The 23,086-nt window shown below is 57.9% G+C and carries 26 protein-coding genes; 9 read left to right on the top strand and 17 right to left on the bottom strand.

Features of this window, described 5'->3' with window-relative positions:
• Window positions 1-39: 39 nt before the first annotated feature.
• From ACQY1K_RS20950 to ACQY1K_RS20930, 5 genes are all read right to left on the bottom strand, one after another.
• A complete protein-coding gene (locus ACQY1K_RS20950) occupies window positions 40-1,554 on the bottom strand; it encodes a tripartite tricarboxylate transporter permease (RefSeq protein ID WP_430259192.1) in 1,515 nt (504 codons plus the stop codon).
• A gap of 17 nt (window positions 1,555-1,571) precedes the next feature.
• On the bottom strand, window positions 1,572-2,066 hold the full coding sequence (locus tag ACQY1K_RS20945) for a tripartite tricarboxylate transporter TctB family protein (protein WP_062458685.1): 495 nt from the start codon (window positions 2,064-2,066) through the stop codon (window positions 1,572-1,574).
• A gap of 70 nt (window positions 2,067-2,136) precedes the next feature.
• Window positions 2,137-3,126 (bottom strand): Bug family tripartite tricarboxylate transporter substrate binding protein, encoded by a 990-nt coding sequence (locus ACQY1K_RS20940; protein ID WP_062576592.1) that lies wholly within the window; start codon window positions 3,124-3,126, stop codon window positions 2,137-2,139.
• Between the two features lie 623 nt (window positions 3,127-3,749).
• Entirely contained in the window at window positions 3,750-4,727 is a 978-nt protein-coding gene (locus ACQY1K_RS20935; protein WP_113110112.1) for an amidohydrolase family protein, read from the bottom strand.
• A complete protein-coding gene (locus ACQY1K_RS20930; protein WP_092664332.1) occupies window positions 4,728-6,047 on the bottom strand; it encodes an MFS transporter in 1,320 nt (439 codons plus the stop codon).
• A gap of 135 nt (window positions 6,048-6,182) precedes the next feature.
• On the opposite strand from ACQY1K_RS20930, the gene ACQY1K_RS20925 reads away from it, so the two are divergent.
• Window positions 6,183-7,229 carry a LysR family transcriptional regulator gene (locus ACQY1K_RS20925; protein ID WP_062458703.1) on the top strand — a complete coding sequence of 349 codons (1,047 nt, stop codon included), beginning with the start codon at window positions 6,183-6,185 and terminating at the stop codon, window positions 7,227-7,229.
• 41 nt (window positions 7,230-7,270) lie between these two features.
• Here ACQY1K_RS20925 and otnI read toward each other — a convergent pair whose 3' ends face one another.
• Both otnI and ltnD read right to left on the bottom strand, forming a co-directional pair.
• Window positions 7,271-8,038, bottom strand: coding sequence for a 2-oxo-tetronate isomerase (gene otnI / locus ACQY1K_RS20920; protein ID WP_062576584.1), 768 nt, complete (start codon window positions 8,036-8,038; stop codon window positions 7,271-7,273).
• Between the two features lie 4 nt (window positions 8,039-8,042).
• Window positions 8,043-8,957 carry an L-threonate dehydrogenase gene (ltnD, locus tag ACQY1K_RS20915; protein ID WP_430259190.1) on the bottom strand — a complete coding sequence of 305 codons (915 nt, stop codon included), beginning with the start codon at window positions 8,955-8,957 and terminating at the stop codon, window positions 8,043-8,045.
• A gap of 159 nt (window positions 8,958-9,116) precedes the next feature.
• Here ltnD and ACQY1K_RS20910 point away from each other — a divergent pair, with 159 nt between their 5' ends.
• The 3 genes from ACQY1K_RS20910 to otnC are packed head-to-tail and all read left to right on the top strand — an operon-like array spanning window position 9,117 to window position 12,064.
• Window positions 9,117-10,124, top strand: a complete 1,008-nt coding sequence (locus ACQY1K_RS20910; protein WP_430259188.1) for a LacI family DNA-binding transcriptional regulator — start codon at window positions 9,117-9,119, stop codon at window positions 10,122-10,124.
• A 33-nt stretch (window positions 10,125-10,157) separates the two neighbouring features.
• The gene (otnK, locus tag ACQY1K_RS20905; protein ID WP_430259186.1) at window positions 10,158-11,420 is read left to right on the top strand and encodes a 3-oxo-tetronate kinase; all 1,263 of its coding nucleotides are present in this window, start codon (window positions 10,158-10,160) and stop codon (window positions 11,418-11,420) included.
• Window positions 11,417-12,064: a 3-oxo-tetronate 4-phosphate decarboxylase gene (gene otnC / locus ACQY1K_RS20900; protein ID WP_062458713.1), complete on the top strand. Its 648-nt coding sequence runs from the start codon at window positions 11,417-11,419 to the stop codon at window positions 12,062-12,064. The genes otnK and otnC overlap by 4 nt, the downstream gene beginning before the upstream one ends.
• Window positions 12,065-12,096: 32 nt before the next feature.
• Here the strand turns inward: otnC and ACQY1K_RS20895 are convergent, their stop codons facing one another.
• The 3 genes from ACQY1K_RS20895 to ACQY1K_RS20885 all read right to left on the bottom strand — a co-directional run bounded on the left by ACQY1K_RS20895 (window position 12,097) and on the right by ACQY1K_RS20885 (window position 13,580).
• Entirely contained in the window at window positions 12,097-12,306 is a 210-nt protein-coding gene (locus ACQY1K_RS20895; RefSeq protein WP_430244696.1) for a hypothetical protein, read from the bottom strand.
• Between the two features lie 145 nt (window positions 12,307-12,451).
• Window positions 12,452-13,333: an MBL fold metallo-hydrolase gene (locus tag ACQY1K_RS20890; protein ID WP_430259184.1), complete on the bottom strand. Its 882-nt coding sequence runs from the start codon at window positions 13,331-13,333 to the stop codon at window positions 12,452-12,454.
• A 46-nt stretch (window positions 13,334-13,379) separates the two neighbouring features.
• Window positions 13,380-13,580, bottom strand: a complete 201-nt coding sequence (locus ACQY1K_RS20885; RefSeq protein ID WP_062576573.1) for a hypothetical protein — start codon at window positions 13,578-13,580, stop codon at window positions 13,380-13,382.
• Window positions 13,581-13,856: 276 nt separating this feature from the next.
• Here ACQY1K_RS20885 and ACQY1K_RS20880 point away from each other — a divergent pair, with 276 nt between their 5' ends.
• Window positions 13,857-14,192 carry a hypothetical protein gene (locus ACQY1K_RS20880; protein ID WP_062458725.1) on the top strand — a complete coding sequence of 112 codons (336 nt, stop codon included), beginning with the start codon at window positions 13,857-13,859 and terminating at the stop codon, window positions 14,190-14,192.
• A gap of 199 nt (window positions 14,193-14,391) precedes the next feature.
• Window positions 14,392-14,796 carry a host attachment family protein gene (locus tag ACQY1K_RS20875; protein WP_062576571.1) on the top strand — a complete coding sequence of 135 codons (405 nt, stop codon included), beginning with the start codon at window positions 14,392-14,394 and terminating at the stop codon, window positions 14,794-14,796.
• Window positions 14,797-14,930: 134 nt separating this feature from the next.
• Here ACQY1K_RS20875 and ACQY1K_RS20870 read toward each other — a convergent pair whose 3' ends face one another.
• The 6 genes from ACQY1K_RS20870 to ACQY1K_RS20845 all read right to left on the bottom strand — a co-directional run bounded on the left by ACQY1K_RS20870 (window position 14,931) and on the right by ACQY1K_RS20845 (window position 19,560).
• Window positions 14,931-15,338 (bottom strand): response regulator, encoded by a 408-nt coding sequence (locus tag ACQY1K_RS20870; RefSeq protein WP_430259182.1) that lies wholly within the window; start codon window positions 15,336-15,338, stop codon window positions 14,931-14,933.
• An 11-nt stretch (window positions 15,339-15,349) separates the two neighbouring features.
• Window positions 15,350-16,456: a PAS domain-containing protein gene (locus tag ACQY1K_RS20865; RefSeq protein WP_062458733.1), complete on the bottom strand. Its 1,107-nt coding sequence runs from the start codon at window positions 16,454-16,456 to the stop codon at window positions 15,350-15,352.
• A gap of 182 nt (window positions 16,457-16,638) precedes the next feature.
• On the bottom strand, window positions 16,639-17,175 hold the full coding sequence (locus ACQY1K_RS20860; RefSeq protein WP_430259180.1) for a hypothetical protein: 537 nt from the start codon (window positions 17,173-17,175) through the stop codon (window positions 16,639-16,641).
• A gap of 78 nt (window positions 17,176-17,253) precedes the next feature.
• Entirely contained in the window at window positions 17,254-18,015 is a 762-nt protein-coding gene (locus ACQY1K_RS20855) for an amino acid ABC transporter ATP-binding protein (protein WP_430259178.1), read from the bottom strand.
• The gene (locus tag ACQY1K_RS20850) at window positions 18,012-18,692 is read right to left on the bottom strand and encodes an amino acid ABC transporter permease (protein ID WP_062458746.1); all 681 of its coding nucleotides are present in this window, start codon (window positions 18,690-18,692) and stop codon (window positions 18,012-18,014) included. Before ACQY1K_RS20850 ends, ACQY1K_RS20855 begins: the two co-directional genes overlap by 4 nt.
• A gap of 94 nt (window positions 18,693-18,786) precedes the next feature.
• Window positions 18,787-19,560 (bottom strand): amino acid ABC transporter substrate-binding protein, encoded by a 774-nt coding sequence (locus ACQY1K_RS20845; protein WP_113110284.1) that lies wholly within the window; start codon window positions 19,558-19,560, stop codon window positions 18,787-18,789.
• Between the two features lie 272 nt (window positions 19,561-19,832).
• On the opposite strand from ACQY1K_RS20845, the gene ACQY1K_RS20840 reads away from it, so the two are divergent.
• Complete coding sequence (locus tag ACQY1K_RS20840) at window positions 19,833-20,039, top strand: hypothetical protein (RefSeq protein WP_062576564.1); 207 nt, start codon at window positions 19,833-19,835, stop codon at window positions 20,037-20,039.
• Window positions 20,040-20,456: 417 nt separating this feature from the next.
• The gene (locus ACQY1K_RS20835) at window positions 20,457-21,128 is read left to right on the top strand and encodes a DUF6030 family protein (RefSeq protein ID WP_430259176.1); all 672 of its coding nucleotides are present in this window, start codon (window positions 20,457-20,459) and stop codon (window positions 21,126-21,128) included.
• Between the two features lie 14 nt (window positions 21,129-21,142).
• On the opposite strand, the gene ACQY1K_RS20830 is transcribed toward ACQY1K_RS20835, so the two are convergent.
• The gene (locus tag ACQY1K_RS20830) at window positions 21,143-21,283 is read right to left on the bottom strand and encodes a hypothetical protein (RefSeq protein ID WP_430259174.1); all 141 of its coding nucleotides are present in this window, start codon (window positions 21,281-21,283) and stop codon (window positions 21,143-21,145) included.
• Between the two features lie 1,096 nt (window positions 21,284-22,379).
• Here ACQY1K_RS20830 and ACQY1K_RS20825 point away from each other — a divergent pair.
• A complete protein-coding gene (locus tag ACQY1K_RS20825; RefSeq protein ID WP_281401120.1) occupies window positions 22,380-23,060 on the top strand; it encodes a sugar transferase in 681 nt (226 codons plus the stop codon).
• Window positions 23,061-23,086: the final 26 nt, after the last annotated feature.

Below are 23,086 nucleotides of genomic sequence, written 5' to 3'. Positions count from 1 at the left end.
TCCCCTCCTAAACCGAAACGAAAAAGGCGTGGGCGCGGCTTATGCCGCCGCGTCCACGTTCTTGTGGCTTCTGAGGTACTTGATGAACTTCAGGCTCTGCGGAATGATGAGAAGCGCGAGTGCCACTGTCATGATCGAGCCGACCAGATAGTTCGAGAAGAAGATCCCGAGCGATCCGTCGGAGGCGATCATCGACTGGTGGAACGAGCTTTCCGCCTTGCTGCCGAGAACCATGGCGAGAACCAATGGTGCCAGCGGAAATTCCAGCTTGTTAAAGACGAAACCGACGACGCCGAAGATCAGTACGAGCCAGAGGTCGGAGGTCGAATTCGCCACCGTATAGGCGCCAACGAAGCAGATCGCCACGATCATCGGACCAATGATTGCAAACGGGATGCGAAGCAGCGCTGCAAAGAACGGAACGGTCAACAGGACCAGAATGACACCGACGAAGTTGGAGATATACATGCTGGCGATCAGGCCCCAGACGAAGTCTGGCTGCGTGGTGAAAAGCATCGGTCCCGGCGTCAGGCCCCAGATCATCAGGCCGCCCATCATCACGGCTGCGGTTGCAGAGCTTGGAACGCCAAGGGCAAGCATCGGCAGCATGGCGCAGGTGCCAGCCGAATGGTCGGCGGTTTCCGGTGCAACGATACCTTCCGGACGGCCGGTGCCAAACTTTTCGCCCGGCTTCGACCACTGGCGTGCGAGACCATAGCTCATGAACGATGCTGCGGTCGGGCCGCCGGGCGTGATGCCCATCCAGATCCCGACGGCAGACGAACGCACGATCGTGGTGAAGTATTTCGGCAGCTCCAGCAGGGTCTTGAAGACGTCGCGCGGATCGATACGGGACGCGACTCCGCGGAATTTCAGCCCGTCCTGGACGGTTGCCAGAAGTTCGCCGATCCCGAACAGACCGATGACGACCACCAGGAAGCTGACGCCGCTGAGGAGAGCTTCGATGCCGAATGTCAGGCGAAGCGATCCGGTGACGGTATCCATGCCGACAGTGGATAGAAGAAGGCCGAGGCTGAGCGAGACGGCCGTCTTGATCGGCGAAGCGCTGCCCATCCCCACAAAGGCGCAGAAAGCGAGGAAATAGACGGCAAAATATTCAGCCGCGCCGAAACGAAGCGCGAAGCGGGCCGCCCAGGTGGACAGAAGCGTGATGACGACGATACCTACGAAGGCGCCGATGCCGGCCGACATGAAGGCAAGCGTGAGAGCGCGGGTCGATTGCCCGGATCGCGCCATCGGATAACCATCGAAAGTGGTCGCCACCGAACTCGGCTCGCCGGGAATGTTGAAGAGGATTGAGGTCGTCGAGCCGCCGAACAGCGCGCCCCAATACATCGACGCCAGAAGGATGATCGCCGAGACCGGGTCCATTGTGAAGGTCAGCGGAATGAGCAGCGATACGCCGTTCGGAGCCCCGAGGCCGGGGAGGACGCCGACGATCAGCCCGAGAAGGACGCCGACGATCATCAGGGTGATGTGCATCGGCGTAAGTGCCGTCGCAAAGCCACCCATAAGCAGTTCAAAATTTTCCATGATCAAGCTCCGGGTGCTTAGTAAATGCCGAGCATTTCTTCGATCGGGCCCTTATGCAGCGGCACCTGGAACGCTTTTTCGAAGACGAAATAAAGCGCGATGGAGAAGACAACACCGATCAGGATCGCGATCCACGGCTTGTAGCCGCCGTTGCGCCAGGCAACGTAGAAGAGATACAGCGCCGTCCCGATATAGGTGCCGAGAAAGACCGTCACGATGACGAAGACGATCATCGGCAGAAGGAAGGAAAGAACCCTTCGCGTCTGTTCCGGCTCAAGGAACGTCTCGCGCATCTCCTCGCTGCCCATTTTCAACCTGAAAATGGCCTGGGCCGCGCTGGCAAAAGCCGCAACGATCAGGATGATGCCGACGTAAAACGGAAAGTAGCCCGGCATGGGGCCGGATTCACTCCAGCTGACGCCGAGTTCCAGGGCACCTGTTGCACCCAGCGCGCCGACGGCGGCAAGCGTGATGGCGGTGACGATCTCGACATGGAGTCGCTTGATACGCATGATTGATTTCCCTCGATCGAAAGATCCGGCACGAACATGCCGGACCTAAAATCGTATTGGCGTCAGGATTTTACTTAACCAGCCAACCTTCGGCTTCGAAGACGCCGACGGCGTTCTTCTCGCTGGTAACAATGAAGTCCTGCAGCTTCTGGCCAGACATGAAATCGCCGGTCTGCGAGGTCTTGCGGATATAGTCGGCCCATTCCGGGGTCTCGCTGACCTTTTTCAGAACGTCGCTGTAGTAGGCGACCGCATCATCAGGCGTTCCTGCCGCGGTCCAGACCGTGCGGGGCATCTTGTAGGACGGAATGTTGACGCCGCTCGAGGCGCAGGTCGGGATGTCGCCCCAGCCCTTGCCGTCATGGACCGGGTCGCTCTTGGCCATCGGCTTGTCGGAGAAGACGCAAAGCGGCTTGATCGCACCCGCCTGCCACTGACCGACATTCTCGTTCGGATTGTTGACGTTGGCAGCGACATGGCCGCCGGCCAGCTGAACGCCGACTTCGCCACCGCCATTAAAGGGCAGATACTTGAAATTGGTGCCCGTCGTCTGCTCGATCAGAGCGACCAGGGTTTCATCCGTGTCCTTCGACTGGCTGCCGGCGAAGGAAAGCTTGTTCGGCGCAGCTTTCGCGGCTTCGATGAGATCCGTCGGCGTCGCGTATTCGGAATCGCCCTTCACCCAGATCAAAAATTCGTCGAATGCGAGCGCTGCGACGGGACGCAGGTCCTCCATCGAATAGGCAAGCTTTGCGACATGCGGCAGGAGATAAGCGTTGTTGGTTCCGAAGTAGAGCTTGTTCGGATCGCCTTCATTCTTGCGGGCGTAGAGGAACGCTTCCGCACCGCTGCCGCCGCCCTTGTTGAGGACCACCATCGATTTTTCCATCAGCTTGTGCTTGGCGATGATCGACTGGATGGTGCGGGCAAAGTTGTCGGTGCCGCCGCCCGGGCCGGATGCGACGACGAACTCGACGGGGCGTGTCGGTTCGAAGGCAAGCGCCTGTCCCGCCAGCACGACCGCGGCCGCAAATGTCAGTCCTACGGATAGCTTCTTCATCTTATTCCTCCTTTAGATGAAATGGCTGCAGGTTTGCCTACAGCCGATCGGTCCTCGTGTTCACGAAGCGGCAGCGAACTGCGTCCTCGGCGCACCTCGTGAGATCGACCCGGCAATGAGCGGCCAGGCAGACGCCGGCTGCGATCTCGTGATGTCGGGCAGTTCTTTGAATTCGAATGAGAAAGAAGCGAGCGCGCTGAAGCCACTCTGATCGTGGCGGTTGGGCCTCGCCGAGACGCCTGTTGCGGGCGCAAGTCCGACTGATTTTGGGCTTCGTCCTGACGCCATAATCTCCTCCATCCGAGAAAAATCATAGGCCATCTATTAGCACACATCAAGTCTTCAGAATTTTGTATACAAAATTTTGCGGACAGGGGAGCGCAGGCGGCGATACGATCGATCAGCGCGATCTAATCGATTTGCTCTTGCTTTACGCGATAGCCCGACTGTTCAAACTCGCGTTTGCGAACGCGAGTTTGAACGGATCGCGAGATTTTTTTTAGAGAACTTAGGCTGATCGGCACCGGGAACCGTCATGCGGATAGCACAACAGCAACCTTAGATTCAGGTCCCGATCGGCGATTCGCGATCGCAGCCAGGTCTATTCAGCCTTCGACTGCGTGCTACCCAAAGAGAGCCGTCCGGGCGACCTCAGGCGCGGTGCCGGTCATGCCGGCTTCGTTCGCCATCGGCAGCCGGTAGTATTTGCGTGCAGTCCCCGCAAAGAGTTTTGCCTGATCTCTCAGGGAATAGCGTGCCGCCACGTCCTTGAAGCCCGAATAGATCGTGTCAAATGAACCGCATAGACTATCGACCGGGAAATTGCTGGCAAACATCGTCCGCTCGGCTGAGAACATAGCAATGGTTTCGGTAATGATGGCGCTGTTGTCCTCGATTGACCAAGGCCGCCCTTTCTGGCCGATCCCAGAAATCTTGACGCAGACATTGGGCATATCCGCAAACTTGCCCATCGCCGCGTGCCATCCCTTCATCCCTTCGCTGGATCGATCCGATGGCAGACCCGTGTGGTTGAGGATGATGGTCGTGGAAGGAAAATCCCGTGCCAGCAGCATGGCCTCGTCGAGATGCCACCAGTTCGTCTGGAGATCGAAGCTCAGTCCATGCGTCTCGAGAAGGGCGTAGCCTTTGCGCCAGGTCTCGTCGGTCATGAGAGTTCGGTGATCGGCAGCAACAGCGGCGCTTTCGGCGCCGCCCGGCTTGTGACGCACGCTGCGCACCAGCTCGAACGCTGCCTGATCGGCAAGGACATCAGCCACATCGGGCCTATCGAGCCATGCCTGGGCGACGATGGCATTGGGAAGCCCGAATTCATCCGCGACCTTGGTTGCGTATCGGCTTTCCCCAATGGGATCGGCCGGATCCCACTCGGTCTCGACATAGACCGTCTGCACGACGTTGTGACCTTCCGCGTCCTTCAGGTAGTCGGGCGGAAGATAGCGCCGCTTGATCGAGCTGTAGTCGCCATACCGAAAGGGGATTTTTGCCTCCGGCTTTAGCCAGGGATGGTCGTTGGCTACGGGGTCCCAGAAATGCTGATGCGCATCGACGATAGGGCCGTCCCAAAGAGGAAAGTCGTCCAATTAGCTGCCCTTCCGTTCACGAGTACCTTCGTTGAAGTCGATGGTGAGAGTGGCGATGACATAGACGACGGCGCAGCCCGCAAAGAAGCCGAGCACGGTGCCATAGGAGCCACCGGTCCATTGAAGGATGAAGCCTGTCAGGATCGGGACGATGATGCCGCTGACACTGCCAGCAAAGTTCATTGTGCCGCCGATGACGCCGACCCGGCTCTTCGGCGCGAGGATGGAGGGGAGGCTCCAGTAAAGGCTTCCGAAGTAGAGCAGGAATAGTGTGGCGGAGAGAAGCGCGACCGCGGCAACCGGGCTGCTCACATGCGGCAGAGCAATGAATGTCGCGGCGACGCCGAGGCCAGTGATGCCCAGAAGAAGCTTGTAGACGACGGATCGTTTAAACCCTGCGGCCACCATCTTGTCGGCGACAAAGCCGCTCGCGAGCGAACCCAGCATGCCGGCGAGGAAGATGACGAAAGTCGCTCCGCCCATTTCCTTGAGGTTGAAGTTGCGCGCCTGCGCAAGATAGCTCGGGCCCCAGGTCAGCAAACCGAAATTGATCATCGCCCATCCTGCGCGACCTGCCACGAGGCTGACGATCGACCGGCGAAGGATTTCGGTCGGTTCGCTTTCCGTAGCCTCGGACTTCGGTTGCCCCACTTCGTTGATGATATCCATTTCCGCAGCGTTGATGCCCGGATGCGTGGACGGATTGTCACGGAGGTAACGCCATGCGAGCCAGCCCAAAAGAATGGTCACGAGCCCGGCGACGATGAAGGCAAGCCGCCAGCTTCCGAGCGTAAGGATGAGCCAGCTGATCAGGACGCCGCCGATGGCAGCCCCGAGCGGGGCACCGCTATCCATGAAAACGGCACCGCGTGCCCGTTCCCGTTTCGAAAGCCAGATCGAATTGAGTTTTGCTCCGGCCGGGAAGAGAGGCGCTTCCGCTGCGCCGAGACCGATGCGCGTCAACAGAAGCGAGATGCCGCCGGTCGTGAAGCCCGCAATGGTCTGGAAGATACCCCAACCGAGTGTGGACACCGTGATGACCGAGCGTGCGCCAAAGCGGTCGATCAGCATGCCTCCGGGGATCTGCATCAATGCATAGCTCCAGAAGAAGGAGCTCAGGATAAGACCCTGCATGGCGGGGCCGAGCGAGAATTCGGCGGCAATGCTGGGCATGGCGATCGACAGAGCCGTACGGTCGACCATGTTGATGACAACGAGCAGGAAAACGACGACGAAGATGTACCATCGTACATTCGTTGCCGCTTTACCCTTTAGCTCCACGCGGCCAGCGGCAACGGGTTGCTGTTCAATTTCGGACATAGATACAAATCCTCCCTGACTTGTCGGCGCAGGCCTCATCAGGCTTGCATCCACCCGGTTGTCACCGACCTACTTGATCGGCGTTCCTCTCCACCGTGCATCCCGGGAATATAGTTGACTGGCTATGCCGAAATAATGAAATATACAGATCATGTGATCGGCTTTTCCGATCACGGCATCCGCCGGCTGAAATGGATTGCGCCAATGACATCAGAGCGTTTCGACCGCGGGCTGTCGCTCCTGCGCCATCTGAAAAGCACGCAACTCCTGCTTCTCGTCGAGCTTGGAAAGGTCGCGAGCCTGCGAAAAGCCGCGTCGGCTCTCAACATGACGCAGCCGACGGCGACGAAACTGATTCAGGATCTGGAAGCGGCCGTCGGCCATCCGCTGTTCGAGCGCAGTTCCAGGGGCATGCGCGCAACGCCCTATGGCGAGGTGATGATCAGACATGCGCGGCTCATGCAGATGGAAATCGTCCGGACGAGGGAGGATCTCGATTCGCTGTCGTCGGGCGCATCCGGCACGTTGCGGATCGGGGCTGTCATCAGCGCCGTTCCGTTTCTGCTGGCAAAGGCTGTCGCTGCGCTCAAGCGCGAGCATCCCGGCCTGCAGGTCTCGATCGATGCTGGGACAAGCGATGCGCTCGTTGGCTCCCTGTTGAACGGTCACCTCGATGTGCTGCTGGCACGACCGATCGTGCTCGGCGATCGCAACGACTTCGATTACGTCGATCTCATCGACGAACCGCTGAAAGTCGTCGGCCGGCGGGACCATCCGCTCGCGAGCAGGTCGTCCGTCACGGTGCGCGAGCTCGGCGAATGGCCCTGGACGCTTCTGCCGGCCGGAAGCCCGATGCGAAAGGTTCTGGCGCCCGTCTTTGCCGAAATGCGACTGTCCGGTCCCCAAAACATCGTCGAAACTTCGTCAATGATGACGATGGTGGCGCTGATGCACGAGAGCGACATGCTGGCCGTGATGCCCGGCGACGTATCGGACTTCTACATCCGCCATAACCTGCTGGTCGAGATCCCGGTCACGCTGCCTGCGGTGATGGGATCATACGGGATCGTCACGCGTCGAGATCGCCCGATGACGCCCGGCGTCGAGGCGTTCTTGACGCAACTCCAGACGGCGCTGCAAGAACAGCGACGGATCAGGGCGGAACTGACGAGCGACGGATGATGCAAGCCGGATGCATACTTCGGTAAAGGGGTGAGCCGGGTTCAGATCGAACTCATCCAGCCCAGTCCGTCCTCGGTTACTCCCGCAGGCCGGTATTCGCAGCCGACATAACCCTGATAGCCGAGGGCGTCGATCTCTTCGAAGATCATGCGGTCGTTGAGTTCGCCTGTCATGGGTTCATGCCGGGTAGGAACCGCCGCAATCTGGATATGCCCGATGCGCGGCGCCATCTGCCTCAAGGCTGTGATGACATCTCCATGCATGATCTGGCGGTGATAGATGTCGAACTGCAGACTGACATTGGGGCGATCGAGATCGGCGACGAGATCGAATGCGCGATTGAAGTCGTTGAGAAAATATCCCGGCATATCGCGTTTGTTGATAGGCTCGATGACGAGACCGATACCGGCTTCGGCCGTTGCATCGGCCGCCTTTTTCAGATTGTCCACATAGCAGGATGCAGCGGTGGGATCATCCGCTGGCGCGATCCCGGCCATCATGTGAAGAAGCGGCGTTCCGAGCGCCTTGCCATAGGCAATTGCCTTGACCAGCGACGACTCGAACTCCTCGCGCCGGTCGGAAAGGCTCGCAAGACCCCGATCGCCGCCTGTCCAATTCCCGGGTGGCATGTTGAACAGGGCCTGGTTTAGCCCGGCATCACGAAGCTTCTCGGCGACGACCTCGGCTGGATAGTCGTAAGGGAAGAGATACTCGACGGCGCTAAAGCCAGCCGTGGCCGCAGCCGCGAACCGCTCCAGGAACGGTCGCTCGTTGAACATCATCGACAGGTTTGCGGCAAACTTCGGCATGAGCCTATTCTTTCTCTGGCATGCCGGGCAGGTGAAGCCCGCTGATCTGGGCGAGCAGCCGCGCAACCGAACTGTCGTCATCGCGACCCATCCCGGCGGCCTCGGTCATGATGAAGAGTTGCAATGCGGCCGCGGTGATCGGAAGCGGAAACTTCTGCTGGCGGCCTATGTCGGAGACAATGCCGAGATCCTTGGTGAAGATCGAGACCGCACTGTGAGGGCTGTAATCGCCATCGAGCACATGCGGTATGCGGTTTTCGAACATCCAGCTATTGCCAGCCGATTTGGTGATGACGTCAAAGACCCTGGCAATGTCGAGATCGAGGCTTTTCGCGAATGCGATCGCTTCGCAGGCGGCCGCTATATGGACACCTGCCAGCAACTGATTGACGATCTTGAAGGAGGAGCCGACACCCGGCTGGTCGCCAAGCTCGTAGACGGTGGCCGCCATCGCATCGAGCGCCGGCCGCGCCGCCTTGAATGCTTCAGGCGAGCCCGATGCCATGAAGGTCAGTTCTCCCGAATGCGCCTTTTTCGAGCCCCCGCTGATCGGGCCGTCGAGATAAAGCAGCCCGGCTGCCTCGGTCCGTGCGGCGAAGGATTTCGCATCGCTGGGCGAGACGGTGGCGCAGCAGACGATGACGCCGCCGGAATGCATCGCGCTGACGATCCCGGCCTTGCCGAAAAGGACTGTTTCCGTCTGTGCCGCATTGACGACCACGACGACCGCGATGTCAGCGCCTTCAACAGCATCGCCCGGCGAGGAGGCAGCAACGCCACCCTCATTTTCGAGGGTCGAAAGCGCGTCCCGGTTGACGTCGAAGCCGCGAACCTTGTGACCGGCGCTCAGCACAGAGCGTGCCATGCCTAGTCCTATTGAGCCGAGGCCAATGATGGCGATAGTGGTTGGGCTGGACATGAGCGGCACCTCCATGAAGCGCTGTGTAGTTAGAATCTCAGCGCTAACATGTTTTCAACCACATCCTCTTGCCCTGTTCAAGCGACATATGTTAGCGCTGAGATAAATTGAGGAGAGAACGACTTGGACGGGGAGGGGAGGTCGATTGAAGACGATAGCGTGACCTCGGCCGCTGAGACGCCGACGCTTGCGCATGTCGCTCGGCTGGCAAAAGTTAGCGAGAACACCGTCTCGCGCGTGATCCGCAACAAGGGGCCGATCGCACCGGAGACAAGACTCCGCGTCAATGCGGCAATCGACGCACTCGGCTATGTCCCTAACAGGGCTGCCGGTTCGCTTGCGTCCTCGTCTTCGCCGATCATCGGCGTCATCTTGCCGTCGTTGTCGAACATCGTTTTTCCCGAAGTGCTCAGGGGTATCAATGCCGGGCTGATCGGCACGTCCTATCGCCCGATGATCGGTGTGACCGATTACAGTCTCGAGACCGAGCAGGATATTATTTCGTCGCTTCTGGCCTGGCATCCGGCGGCGATCATCACCACAGGTTTCGAGCATACCACGGCCGCAAGACGCATGCTTGAAGGCAGCCGGGTGCGGATCGCCGAACTGATGGATATCGATGACCGGCCCATCGACCTTGCGGTCGGCCTGTCGCATCGCGACGCCGGCCGCGCGATGGCACGCCATCTCGTTCAGCGCGGCTATTCGAGGATCGGCTATGTCGGCCATGACTGGGCTGCGGATCGGCGCGCGCGTTTGCGGTATGAGGGGCTTTGCGAAGGTTTGTCTGAGACGGACTTGTCACTGGTCTCGGAGTATCGGACAGAGGCGCCAAGTTCGACGCTCGAAGGACGTCGAGCTCTGGCGAGTCTTCTTGCCGACGGTTCCGCCATCGATGCGGCGGCGTTTTCCAACGACGACATGGCGGTGGGCGGTTTCATGCACTGCATGGCGGCCGGAATGCCGGTGCCGGACGGTCTCGCGCTGATGGGCTTCAACGGGCTCGAGATCGGACAGGTTCTGCCAAAGCCGCTGACGACGGTGCTTTCCAATCGCTTTGCCATCGGCAAGACGGCAATCGAAGCCTTGCTGGAGACGCCTCAGCGTCCGCAGGAGGCAAGGATCATCGACACGGGATTTTCAATTATAGAGGGGGCAACCGCCTGAAGGCGGAGCCCATCCTCAAGACGGGAGAATGATATGCTGCTTGGCGCAATCGCCGATGATCTGACCGGCGCAACGGACCTTGCCCTGATGCTGTCGAGGGAGGGCATGCGCACGATCCAGACGGTGGGCGTTCCGCCCGCCGATTTCGATCTGAGCGATGTCGACGCGGTCGTCGTCGCCCTGAAATCCCGTACCAATCCCGCTGACGTGGCGGTCGCGATGTCGCTCGAGGCACTGCGTTGGCTGAAGACGGCCGGTGCCCGCCAGATCATCTTCAAATACTGCTCAACCTTCGATTCGACGCCGAAGGGCAATATCGGGCCGGTTACCGATGCGCTCGCACGCGAGCTTGGGACGGATCTGACGATCGTCTGCCCTGCTTTCCCTGCCAACCGCCGGACGATCTACAAGGGTCATCTCTTCGTGGCAGATCAACTGCTGTCGGATAGTCCCATGCGCCATCACCCCCTGACGCCGATGACGGATTCGTCGCTGGTGCGTCTGATGGCGGCACAATCCAAACTTCAGGTCGGCCTTGTCTCACACGAGAACGTCGCAAAGGGTGCCGAGAGCGTTCGTGCGGCCTTCGAAGAGGCGCGTCGGCGTGGTGACGGCGTCGTGGTCGTCGACGCGATTACCGACCAGGATCTGCGCGTGATCGGTGAGGCAGTCGCAAAGTTCCCGCTGATCACCGGCGGTTCCGGCATCGCAATCGGTCTGCCCGAGAACTTTCGGCGCGCGGGGCTTTTGCGACGAGACATCACGGCAGGACAGTTTGAACCGCCGGACGGGAGAGCCGCCATTCTTGCCGGTTCCTGTTCAGAGGCGACACGGGGCCAGATCAAGGCCGCTATCGAGGCCGGCATGTCAACGCTCAAGCTCGATCCGGTCGATATCGCACAAGGGCGTATGGACGTTGACGAAGCGATCAGATGGGCTCTGGCGCAGGAAGGCGTTCCACTGATCTACTCGAGCGCCGATCCCAAGGATGTTCTGGCAGCCCAAGACAGCCTTGGACAGGAAAAGGCTGGCGAGATCGTCGAGCAGTTCCTCGCAAAAACCGCCATCGGACTGCGCGAAAACGGGGTCCGGAGGCTGATCGTTGCCGGCGGAGAAACGTCAGGCGCCGTCGTTGGAGCACTGGCGCCGTCCGCCTTGTTTATCGGCCGCGAGATCGACCCGGGTGTGCCCTGGACACTGACGATGGGTGATGGAAAACCTATGGCGCTTGCACTCAAATCCGGCAATTTCGGCACCGCCGACTTCTTCCTCAAGGCGTGGGAGCTTTTGAAATGACGGCAGTTCTTTCCGAGGAAACAAAGCTTCGCGACGAGATCGTCACGGTTGGCAAGTCGCTTTTCGACCGGTGCTTCACGTTCGGATCGACCGGCAACATCAGTGCGCGGCTATCGAATGGCGATATGCTGATGACGCCGACAAACGCATCGCTTGGCGCGCTCGATCCGGCGCGCCTTTCGAAATTCTCGGCTGAGGGCGTGCATGTCTCCGGCGACAAACCGACCAAGGAAGCGTTTCTGCACCAGTGCATGTATTGCGAACGCAGCACGGCTTCAGCGGTCGTTCACCTTCACTCGACGAATGCCGTCGCGATCAGCCTCATCGAAGGACTGAACCCGGAGGATCTTCTTCCGCCACTGACGGCTTATTACGTCATGCGGGTGGGAAAACTGCCGATGGCTCCGTATTTCCCGCCAGGCGATGCCGCTTTGGCGGAGGCGGTGCGGGAGCGTGCTCGCGACAGTCACGCCGTCCTGCTCGCCAATCACGGGCCGGTCGTTGCCGGGAAATCGCTGCGCGAGGCGCAATACGCGACCGAGGAGCTCGAAGAAACGGCGAAACTGTTCCTGATGCTGCGTGGCGAGAAAATCAGGCCACTGACGCAGGAGCAGCGTGACGATCTTATGGAGCGCCACGGCTGATCCTGCTGGGGTAGGTGACCGCGTGCTGTGCTTCAGCCGCGGAAACTGCCTTCGTTCATGTCCTTGGAATCATAGTTGAGATCAAAATCCTTTTCGGATTTCTTTCCCGGCGCATCGCGGTGAACGGTCGCGTCTTCAGAGCCCGTTACGACTGTCGGCTTTGCGCTGTGAACCCCTGTCGCCTTGCGATCGGCCTGGGACGGGGCGTACTGACCCTTTGCATCGTCTTCCGGTTTACTCATTGCAGTGCTCCTTTTCTGTCCTATCCAACAGGTAGCAAGAGCAGGAGTTCCGTGACGATCAGCCTGATACTCGCAAAAGGGGAACGAAGATTGTGCTCTCGCTCCGTCCGGTTCGAGCAAACACGCGCGCCGGAGGATGGACGGTTCAGATATAAGCGACACCGGCCTTCCAGGCTTCCGCTGCCGCATAAAGGTTGGACCGATGGCAGCGTTCATAAAATGCTGCCGTTTCGCCCGGCATATCCTCTGGCAAGCTCAGGAAGTCCCGCAGGCGCAAGCCGTCTTTCTGGTCGAGATCAGCGTTGGCCAACGCGGAGCCGTCAAGAGCGGCGACGCGGTCGTGTAGTCGTGAAAAGTAAGCAAGGTTCGCTTCGACGATCGACGGTGCGGAGGTCTGGCCGTGAGCTAGAACGACGTGGCGGGCATCAAGATCACGGATTGTTTTCAACGAGCAGCAAAGCGCCTTGAGATCGTGAGGATCCTTGCTCCAGACCTCGGGGATCGGCCACTCGACGGCATCGACCGCAAGACAGGTTTGGATGGAAGGGATCCAGACCGCGACATGATCGGGCGTATGTCCGGGCGTGTGAAGCAATTCGAGGACCAGATCGCCGCCATCCAGGATCATGCTCTCGCCAGCGAAGCATAGATTGGGGGCAACAATCTCGACATCCCGAAATCGTGCGTCGCGCTGTTTTTCGACCAGCTTATCTCGTGCAGCGGGATCGTTTAGCCGCTCCAGCGCCTTGGCGTGCGCGATGATCGGTATGCGATCGCCAAGCCCGGAATTGCCCCAAAAGTGGTCCCAGTCCATATGGGAGTTGATAACCAGCAGAGGCCGATCGCCCATCTGGTCGTCGAGCAGTGCTAGCGCCTCCCGAAACAGGGATGGGGTGCCAAGCGTATCGACGAGGACATTGAACCGATCAGTCCGCACGAAGACGGCATCGACCTCGTCGCCAGCCCTCACGATGACAATCCGATCATCGAGGCCAGGGTAAGTCGTGAGCCGAACCGAAATATCCATCGCCAATCCCTTGCGATGCATCACTTGAAAAGGCGATGGCCCGCCGTCAGCGGAACGAGGGCAACCCATGACTAGGTTTCGGCATATCCAGCTTCGGCAAAGAATTCGCGAGAGCCGCAGCCTCGCCGGAATAAGGGAAGTCATCGCCCAGCTGGCGATCGCCTTCGTACACCTTGAAGGATGGCCCATCGACCTCGACGATCTTGTAACCGTTCACGTATTCGACCTTTGGCGTTTTCCAACCCATATCGATCTCTCTTTCTTGAAAGCTGACACGACGGTCAGCGCGATGTCATGACGGTCGATCCGTTGGCAAAGGTCTAACAGGTACACGCTCAAACGCCTAATCATGACCGAGCGGCAGCCGAGTGCTTGATCGGCGCAGGAAATCGATAAGGCCACCACGCCATGCGTATCCTGCCGTGCCACAATCGGCGCGGCTTAGCCTCAGGATCGAAGGGAACAAATCGAGGTCAAATGCATTCGAGGTCGCAGTCAATGCCGACTTCTCTTGGGGGCCCTTATGAAACGACTTTCCGTGACCGCCTTTGCCGCTCTTTGCCTCACCGCCGGAGCAACCTACGCGCAGACGAACAACGATGAGGCAGCCCAGGCATGCCAATCGACCGGCTTGCTGGCGCTGCAGGAAAAATCGTCCGCCATCACCGATCTGGTGCTCGACATGGAAACCCTGGCCGTGAGCTCCGCGGATACCAAAGTCGAGAATGTCGCGGTGAAGACCGTCGTCATGGGCGATGCCTATATCGCACGCGGCGGCGAAACCGGTAAGCCTGATCGTTTCGTCTGTCTTCTGGGCGAAAAAGGAAAAGTGCTTCTGACGTTTTTTACCGCGCAGTAGCCGACGGAGCCGTGTCGCAGCCGGTGCCGGATTTGCGACAGTTCGGCCAGGTACGGCGGGTGTCAAGGATCAGACAACTCAGCGCTATCCACGTCATTTGCTCGGAACCGATCCGCCGCTGCGGGATTACTGTAGGCCTCGAAACATGCACTGTCTGGTTCCCTGAAGGAAGCAGGCGGTGCTGACTATGGAGACCCTTATGCAGCTACCACAGAACACGATCGTTGCCGTTGCCGATGGCGAAAAGCTCAGCCTTTTCAAGAATGAAGGTGACGCAGCAAACGTCAAGCTGAGAGCGATGCCGGCCACGGACATCGACAGCTCGAAAATCGCTTCCGGTGCGCGCCATTCCAGCAGCTCCGCAAACCCGGATGACAGCCAGCAGGACGAAGACGGTTTCAGCAACGGCATTGCCGACATGTTGAACAAGCATGTGCTGGATGGAAAGATCAAAAATCTTGTTGTCGTGGCGGCTCCCCGCACACTCGGCGAAATGCGCAAGAGCTACCACAAGTCGCTGTCTGACGTTCTGATTGGCGAACTCGACAAGGACCTTACGGGCCATTCGATCCAGGATATCGAAAAGGCGCTGGCTGCAGCCTGATCGCTAGACCAGCACCAGAAGTGGAGGCCCTGCAGCAGCGGGGCCCTACTTTCGAGAAGTGAAGGCCATCAGTATCCGATCTCTGCGGATTGATGGACACTGCTAGACAGGGCGGCGCCCATGCTTCTAGACAGTCAGGCGACCTCGGAGGCCAGGATTAGGCCAGGAGGGGGGCTCGGTACTTCCCCACCTTCGACCCGTAGCGCCAGATAATCCAAGGCGTTCTGCAGTCCGTTCATCGTGTACGGCTTCTCGATTGCGCCGAGCGCGCCTGCAAAATCATCCGGGATCCGCTTCAAATTTCCTGAAACAAATATGTAAGGGACATTTTTTAAAGCAAGGAATTTTCCGACGTCTATTCCTGTCGGGCCATCAAGAAGTTGGATGTCGACGAAAGCGAAGTCAGGCGCAGTCTTTTCAGCAAGTTCGTATGCGGTCGAGCTTGAAGCCGCCTGGCCGACAACATCGTGACCCGCAGCCTCGACCTCAGTTTCAAGTTCGAGCGCCAGCAGCGCCTCGTCTTCCACGATCATCACGCGCAAAATTCTGTTCCTTACTCATTGACCATCAGGGTAACGCTCACTTCTGTGCGCTTGCCATCCGTTTTCCGTTCGATTTCAGCGCCCAGCTGCCTGGCACAGGTCTCCAGCATCAGTCTGCCGAAGTCGTGTTCGCGCTGGTCAAAGACAACGGGGGTGACCGTGTCGACGACCCTTACCAAGAAGTGTCCGTTCAGGCGTCTCACTTCCAGGTGAATTTCGCCGCCGCCATCGCTCAAGCCGCGTCGAACGACATCACCGATCAGCTCGTTCAAGATAAGAGCGAGAGGTGATGCCTTGTCAGCCGGGACGATGACTTCGTGCAGGTCGGTTGTCATCACAATGTCAGATCGCCTAAGCGCACCGACCACATCGACGATCAGGTCGCCTGCGAACTCTGCAACATCGAAATGGCCGACATCATCGTCATTCAGAAGCTTACGGTGAACAGTGCTCAGCGCTTCGACGCGGCTGAGGACGGAAAACAGGGTCCGCTTTGCCACCTCGTCCTCCGCCATCCGCGCCTGGAGCTTGACGATCGAGGCGATGGTCAGAAGATTGTTTTTGACGCGGTGGTCGACTTCGTGAACGAGCGCGGTCTTCGTTGTCAGCGCGTCCGTCAGGTCCGCTGTGCGCCTTGCGACTTCCTCTTCCGCGATATGCCGAGCCGCCGCTAGCTCTGCCTCTTTGCTTTTGATGTTGGTAAAGTCCAACTGAGACGCGAAGAAGTAGATGACTTGCCCATCTTCGTTCCGAACCGGGCTGACGAAGAGAGCATTCCAGAAGGTCGTGCCGTCGCGCCGGTAGTTGAGAATGTCGATCGCAAGATCCCGCTCTTGCGACACCGCTTCCCGAATTTTGGCAACAGCCGCAGGGTCAGTTTGCGGACCCTGTAAGAGGCGGCAGTTGCGCCCGACAAGTTCCTGCGCCGAGTACCCGGTTAACTTCGAGAACGCCCGATTTGAAAAGATGATCGGGTTATCGACCTGGCGTGGATCGGTGATGATCATCGGCATGCGTGTTGCTTTGAAAGCTGCTGCGAACGGATCTCCCGATGCGTGGGCGGCGATTAGCCGGTCGCCTGCGTCTCTTGCGCCGCGAACATCTTTTTCCACAGCCATAAAGTCCGTCGCCCCTCATAAGCGTTGCGAAAAATAATGCTTTAACCGCGGACAGGTTCCGACATCCTGTTAAAATTGACGGTCGTCAGCAATCCGCTCCATTCTCTAGGGAAAACCTGAAAATTCCGTGTTTCCAGATGTTGCGGAGATTAGGCACTGTGCAGTCGCGGGATCACAAATGGTTAGTGGCGCTCACGTCTGGTCTCAAGACCGGCATAACGTATGGCAATAAAGGCCATCAGGCATGCGACCGAGAACATGTTGAGCCTGAGCAGGATGGCAAGGTCAGGATCGCTCCAGACCCGCAATGGTGGACCGAGAAGATACTGCGAGAATAGAAACACAGCGAAGACAAAGGCCGCCATGCTGCGCTGCCACCACTTCTCCTGGGCAAAAAAGGACAGTGCGGAAAGCATGAAGCAGGCACCAAAGAAAAGCGCCGTCCCCGAACCATGGCCGAACAGTTTTGTCTCGAACAACGTGTCGAGCGTGCCGACGATTGGCAACGCCAACCTCGCCATCAAAGGTGATTGGCGAGCAATGAAAGGGATCGCGAGAAACAGGGGGGCAGCAAGCAAGGTAGCGCATGACGCAGCCACGCCGTTGCCGACGAGATACCAGACATAGACGGGATAGAATGGCTTGTTGAATACGATCACCCAGGCGATCGTGACCGTCGCCTGGGTGAGGGGATCGAGTGGCGGTCGTGTCTGTGTCATCGCTCGGCAACCCCAGTCTTTGAATATGCAAACAACGGCCGCACGCGGTTTCAGCAGTGGCGTGCAGCACCGGAATGGCTACGCCGAGAAGGTCTGCGCGGCGTTGATCGACGACACGAACTGACGTGTGCGTTCGTGGACAGGGTTGCGAAAGACCTGTTCGGCGGTGCCGATCTCGACGACCTGCCCCGCCTCGAGAAAGACAACGAGATTGGCAACCTGCGAGGCAAGTCGCAGATCGTGCGTCGCCATCACCATGGTCGTGCCCTCTTTGGCAAGTGTGCCGAGCACGTCGACGACCTCGGCGGAAAGCTCCGGGTCAAGCGCCGAAGTCGGTTCGTCGCACAAAAGAACTTTCGGCGAGGGCGCGAGCGCCCGTGCAATTGCCACACGCTGCTGCTGGCCGCCTGAGAGATTGGCGGGCCAGGCATCGGCCTTGTGTTCCATGCCGACTTTCGTCAGCAATTCCATGGCGCGCGCCCTGGCTTTTTCGCGGGACCATTTCTGGACGACAAGCAGCCCTTCCATGACGTTTTCGATGGCCGTGCGATGTGGGAAAAGCTGGAAGTTCTGAAACACCATTCCCGTCTGGCTGCGCACTTTCTGAATGGATTGCCACGGCGCCTTGCGGCCGGGTGCAAAGTCGACGCTCTCAGCGCCTATGCGCACGCTTCCGGCAGTCGGTTGCTCTAGGAGGTTGATGCAGCGGAGCAAGGTACTCTTGCCGCCGCCCGACGGTCCGACCAGAGCCGAAACGCTGCCCTCCGGAAAGCTGAGAGAGATATCCTTCAGAATGACGGCGTCGCCGAAACGCTTTTCGATATGCGACAGTTCGATCATCGGTTGGCCTCCAGCATGCCGCCGTATCGGGCAAAGCGAAATTCGAGTCGGGACTGCAGGTGAGACAGGATGGAGCTCAGAGCGAGATAGATGATGGCGGCCTCGATATAGAGAATGAGCGGCTCATACGTCGTGGCAACGATACGCTGCGCGGACTGGAAAAGTTCGGGCACGGTAATTGCCGCGGCAAGCGAGGTATCCTTGACCAGCGATATGAACGTGTTTGACAGAGGCGGCACGGATACCCGGCTTGCCTGCGGCAGGATCGTGCGCCGCATCGCCTGGCGCCAGTTCATGCCGGTGGAATAGGCGGCTTCCCACTGACCCTTGGGGACGGAGGAGATGGCTGCACGGATGATCTCCGACGTGTAGGCACCGACATTGAGCGTGAAGCCGATCAGGGCCGCCGTAAAGGCATCAAGCAGAATTCCCACACTCGGCAGGCCGTAGAAGATCACGAAGAGCTGCACAAGGAGTGGTGTACCGCGAATGATCCATACATAGAAGCGAGCGATTGCTGAAACCGGCCACGGCCCGAACAACCGTGCGACCGCGGTGACAAGCCCCAGCGATAGGCCCAGCACAAAGGAAAGGAGTGTCAGCGGGATCGTAAATTTCACGCCGGCCCACAGAAGTGTCGGCAACGAATCGATCATCAATTGAAGCCAGTGCGGCACGGCGAACCTCAAAACATATGACGCCCGGCGATGGTCGCCGAGCGCTCTGATCTCGATACATATGGCGCAGTTTCAAGAACGGAACAGTCCGTTCTTACTTCGAGACGTCCTGACCGAAATACTTGTCAGAAATCGTCTTGTAGGTTCCGTCCGCCTTGATGTCGGCGAGCGCCTTGTTGATGGCTGAAACCAGCTCGTCGTCGCCCTTGCGAACGATGATGCCGGAGAAATCGGCATCCGCCTTTTCGGCAACGATCTTCACGGGAGCCTGAGGCTGCTTCTTCTTGAAATCGAGGAAGGAGAGACTGTCGTTGATCGTGGCATCGGCGCGGCGGGTCAGAACCAGCTGGATCGACTGGTCAAAGCCGTCGGTGCCGACGAGCTCTGCTCCAGACGCCTCGGCCAGCTTGCCGAAGTTACTGGTCAGCGACTGTGCCGACTTCTTGCCCTTGAGGCTCTCGAACCCTTTGATCTCCTCATCATTGCTGCGAACGATCAGCACGGCCTTGGACGCGATATAGGGGTCGGAGAAGGCATATTTCTGCTTGCGGGCTTCGGTGATGCCGACCTGATTGATGACGGCATCATAGCGTTTGGCATCGATGCCAGCGATGAGGCCATCCCACTTGCCTTCGATGAATTCTGCCTTCACGCCAAGCTTGTTAGCGACAGCCTCACCGATCTCGACGTCGAAGCCGGTCAGCTTGTTGGCGCTGTCGTGGAAAGTGAAGGGCGCATAGGTGCCTTCCGTCCCGATCTTGATCACGCCGGCGGCCTTGATCTGGTCGAGGTTTTCGCCAGCGACAGATGGGGTGATGGCAACGGCCTGCAGCATGGCGGCAGCAGCGATGGATTTCAGCCAGTTCATGGTCATTCCTTTCGGGCATCAGGCCTGATGGCCTTTCGATGCGGTGTTATCTAGGAAAACCTGTGCTGTTGGAGGAGAGGATCGAGCAAATAAAACAGGCAAACGAGATTATTTTGCTCATTTTTGTTCGCGCATGACCCGACGCAACCATGACACAGCCTTTGCGCAGGATCTCCGGCAAGACGCCATCGTGCCGCAATCTGTTGTCCCGGAAGACCCGGGCGGAACCCTTGCGTTCTCTAGCTGTTGTTTCGCCGAACAGGAGCAACATCATGACCGACGAAAAACGCGACGAAACCGGCAATGAGGAGCCACAGGCGGAAGAGAGCACGCAGGGTGAGCATAGCCAGGAGCGGGAGCAAACTGCGGGCGATTCAAAGCCTCATAACAGCTCGCCGCAGACGTGGTCGGCCGATCACGGCGGAGGAGTTTCGCCGCCAACCAGCAAGCCGGTGAGTTCAGACGATAAGGCGGACTAGGCGTCTGAACATCTGGAGCCTTCGAACCGTATCAAAGCCCTTGCCAACGAATTTTGGCCGGAGGCTGTGATGGCCCACGTCTAGGCTCGAATCATTCTTCGTTTAGTAGCAGCTGAATAATAAAACTCCTCTAGCGTGCGCTGCGGTAGCGAGATATTATGCTTTCCGTTAGCGCATGCGCTCGGGTCAGTGCCAACGTAATATTAGAATAATAAAACGATCGATATTGCCATTTCTGTAAATAAGAAAGTCGGGTTCGCGCAATTCTAATGCACGCCAGATTGTTCTCAGTTTTTATTTCCTAAGTACCTTTCCTGTTTTTCGCAGTGCTCACGAGGTTTTCTTGGCTTGAGCAGATATTACAACGATAGGCGGTTTGCGGAAGGGGCAAGGCATCGGGGGCCGGGAGGTCTCGTCGTGTTCACGCTCCTGTTCGCCGCCTTCTCAAGCGCAATCGGCGCAAGCCTTCTCCTGTCCAATGATCACATGCGTCTCAAGCTTTTGTTGCTGCGGCTGGGTTTCCAGCAAAGCAGCGTTGCGAACCTGAGCGTGCCCTTTGTCAATGCACAGTCCGCCGCACAGGCAAGCATGGGGGTGTCGGTGGTCTTTGCAAAGAAAGCCCGCCTCTTGAAGGGCCGCGCCCCGATACGTGCTGACGAGCAGTGCGCTACTCTTGCAGCCCTTGCCAAGGTAGAGCCTGTGTTTACCCGCGAAGACGGTGGCGCCAAATGGGAATGCAGCTATCTCGTGACGGGAGCGGATTTGGGACGTCAGTCATCGATATTCGTCCAGATCCGGGGTAGGGAGGCTGCAGGGAACGCGACATTCCGGCTGAAAATAAGTTTCGGAACTTTGTCCGAACGGGAAGCGCTCGCCTATCAGGCGTCCGCAATTGCTGCACGCTTGCTCGATCTCGATGCGTATCTGTCCATTTCGCTCGGAGACGCCTTGGCGCGCGGGCAGGATTTTCGCAGAGAGATTGCGGCGGCAACCATTTCATATAAGCGGGAAATGCTGGATGAAAGTCGATACAATCTCGTTGGAACGTATCCGCTTCCGAAAGCCGCTGCTCAGCAAGTCACAAACTGAGTTGCGTTTCGGATCTACTTGATACTTGCCGTGACAGTCGTGTCGTAAGGCGTGCCGATGTGCTCGGCAATCTGGCTGATGCCCTGGATGATGACAGCCCAGAGAGCAATGGAGACACCGAAAGCAAATGACAGATTTCTGAAACGACGCGACATTTTTCCCTCACAAGATGAGGAATATGTACCGCACAATAGTTCGAATACAGTTAGTGTGATCGGTCAAATTGAAGCGAACTGTAGCGCCCGCCAATCGACCATGAAAACGCTCGCCGAGAAACTTCGCGCTCAGAAAATCGGCGGGTAACAGACCCTGACGATTTCGATCTGGCGCGGTTCTTGGTAGGTGATCTCAAGCAGTTCGCATTCCTCTGTGACGTAGCTCGAGCGGACAAGATGTGTGTTCGGTTGCGTCTCGTTATACCTCGACCGCTGAATGATGTCCGCCGCGTATGCCGACGCCCCGAGCGAAGCTGCGAGGAGTAATGTCGCAATAGTTAACTTCGAAATTACGTGTAAAGCGGCCATCTCAACCTCTCTAATCACCCGTGCTTTGCGTCTATATCTAGTATATTTTTCAGATTAAAACGCAAGACGCAAATAACATCACGCCGAATGGATCGTAGCTGTTGGCGAGTGATGTGACCCTAGTCCAGGAGGGCTGCGGCAAGAGCCTGATTGTAGGTCGGAGCGATCACCTTTTCTAATGATCATTTCAGAGCGCTTGCCGTCAGTTTCGGCGCTTACGCAATCTTTCTGTCCGTTCGGAAATTGCAGGCAGATCTTGCCGTTGTCGATCTTGTACCCGATCGTCTTACCCGTTTGGTAAGTATACCCGTTCCCTTTTTTTGCAGCGTTCCCCGAACCTTCGTTCATGCGCCTGGGGATTTCTGTTTGGAAGCAACGCACATCTCGGTATGTGCGTACTGTGCGGGAAGCGACGAAATTATTGCGGCAATGATAGCAAAACTGTGCAGCGCATAATTTGATCGATCTCTCAAGTCGTCGACCGCAAAATATCACGGTTCTCTCGAACGAACCGGAGGGTTTCGCCGCACGTTGCTGCGAATCCACGTATCAAATATAATTTCATATGTAATAATAAAGCAATATTGCTTGTTTTATATTTAACCATTTATTAAGTTCCGGGCTGACTCGTGTTTAGAATCGAGATATAGAGTATTGATAAGGCGATCATATATTAACTCTCGTATATTGGATGGTTCCCTTGAGTGCTGTGGAGCTGGTGGTACAACTGGATGCTAGTGAGTACCTCGCCGGTAGTTCGGCGAATGATAATTATAAGCTTACATATAGTGATCAGCCTGCGGCTTGGGAATTTGCGGCCAAGCGCGCAGTCGACGTGCTGATATCCCTGATTGCCCTGGTTACGCTTCTTCCCCTGTTCGTCCTGATATGCGCGATCATCCGTGCGGAGAGCAGAGGGTCACCGCTGTTTTCCCAGATTCGATGGGGGAAGGATGGTCGCAAGATTAAAATCTATAAGTTCAGATCGATGTTTACCGATCGGGGAGATGTGTCTGGCGTCGCACAGACAACTCGGAACGATCCCCGAATTACACGGGTCGGCCAATTCATTCGCAAATCCAATATCGACGAACTGCCGCAACTCATCAACGTGCTCAAAGGGGACATGTCTCTTGTCGGTCCGAGATGCCACGCCGTCGGCATGCTTGCGGCCGGCGTTACCTATGAGGAACTCGTTCCGGATTATCACCAGCGACACAGCATGCGGCCTGGTCTTACCGGGCTGGCGCAAATGCGCGGCCTGCGAGGGCCAACGGATCGTGCTTCGAAAGCCCGGGCTCGCATCGCCTGCGATCTCTATTATGTTGCCAATTTCTCGATCTGGCTTGACGTCTACATCATCCTCCAGACCATCAGGATGGAACTGACGAATGGCAAGGGCTTCTAAGCCAACCGTTCTTCGAACCGATCCAA

It is taken from the genome of Neorhizobium sp. IRS_2294, assembly GCF_050500145.1.
In the GTDB taxonomy this organism is placed as follows: domain Bacteria; phylum Pseudomonadota; class Alphaproteobacteria; order Rhizobiales; family Rhizobiaceae; genus Neorhizobium; species Neorhizobium soli.
This window is presented reverse-complemented; position numbering and strand designations above follow the sequence as displayed.

Bases quoted from the DNA above. Each gene is read 5' to 3' on its own strand.
- ACQY1K_RS20950 (WP_430259192.1), bottom strand. From the start codon at position 1,554: ATGGAAAATTTTGAACTGCTTATGGGTGGCTTTGCGACGGCACTTACG.
- ACQY1K_RS20945 (WP_062458685.1), bottom strand. From the start codon at position 2,066: ATGCGTATCAAGCGACTCCATGTCGAGATCGTCACCGCCATCACGCTT.
- ACQY1K_RS20940 (WP_062576592.1), bottom strand. From the start codon at position 3,126: ATGAAGAAGCTATCCGTAGGACTGACATTTGCGGCCGCGGTCGTGCTG.
- ACQY1K_RS20930 (WP_092664332.1), bottom strand. From the start codon at position 6,047: ATGTCCGAAATTGAACAGCAACCCGTTGCCGCTGGCCGCGTGGAGCTA.
- ACQY1K_RS20925 (WP_062458703.1), top strand. From the start codon at position 6,183: ATGAAATATACAGATCATGTGATCGGCTTTTCCGATCACGGCATCCGC.
- otnI (WP_062576584.1), bottom strand. From the start codon at position 8,038: ATGCCGAAGTTTGCCGCAAACCTGTCGATGATGTTCAACGAGCGACCG.
- ltnD (WP_430259190.1), bottom strand. From the start codon at position 8,957: ATGTCCAGCCCAACCACTATCGCCATCATTGGCCTCGGCTCAATAGGA.
- otnK (WP_430259186.1), top strand. From the start codon at position 10,158: ATGCTGCTTGGCGCAATCGCCGATGATCTGACCGGCGCAACGGACCTT.
- otnC (WP_062458713.1), top strand. From the start codon at position 11,417: ATGACGGCAGTTCTTTCCGAGGAAACAAAGCTTCGCGACGAGATCGTC.
- ACQY1K_RS20895 (WP_430244696.1), bottom strand. From the start codon at position 12,306: ATGAGTAAACCGGAAGACGATGCAAAGGGTCAGTACGCCCCGTCCCAG.
- ACQY1K_RS20890 (WP_430259184.1), bottom strand. From the start codon at position 13,333: ATGGATATTTCGGTTCGGCTCACGACTTACCCTGGCCTCGATGATCGG.
- ACQY1K_RS20885 (WP_062576573.1), bottom strand. From the start codon at position 13,580: ATGGGTTGGAAAACGCCAAAGGTCGAATACGTGAACGGTTACAAGATC.
- ACQY1K_RS20880 (WP_062458725.1), top strand. From the start codon at position 13,857: ATGAAACGACTTTCCGTGACCGCCTTTGCCGCTCTTTGCCTCACCGCC.
- ACQY1K_RS20875 (WP_062576571.1), top strand. From the start codon at position 14,392: ATGCAGCTACCACAGAACACGATCGTTGCCGTTGCCGATGGCGAAAAG.
- ACQY1K_RS20865 (WP_062458733.1), bottom strand. From the start codon at position 16,456: ATGGCTGTGGAAAAAGATGTTCGCGGCGCAAGAGACGCAGGCGACCGG.
- ACQY1K_RS20860 (WP_430259180.1), bottom strand. From the start codon at position 17,175: ATGACACAGACACGACCGCCACTCGATCCCCTCACCCAGGCGACGGTC.
- ACQY1K_RS20855 (WP_430259178.1), bottom strand. From the start codon at position 18,015: ATGATCGAACTGTCGCATATCGAAAAGCGTTTCGGCGACGCCGTCATT.
- ACQY1K_RS20845 (WP_113110284.1), bottom strand. From the start codon at position 19,560: ATGAACTGGCTGAAATCCATCGCTGCTGCCGCCATGCTGCAGGCCGTT.
- ACQY1K_RS20840 (WP_062576564.1), top strand. From the start codon at position 19,833: ATGACCGACGAAAAACGCGACGAAACCGGCAATGAGGAGCCACAGGCG.
- ACQY1K_RS20830 (WP_430259174.1), bottom strand. From the start codon at position 21,283: ATGTCGCGTCGTTTCAGAAATCTGTCATTTGCTTTCGGTGTCTCCATT.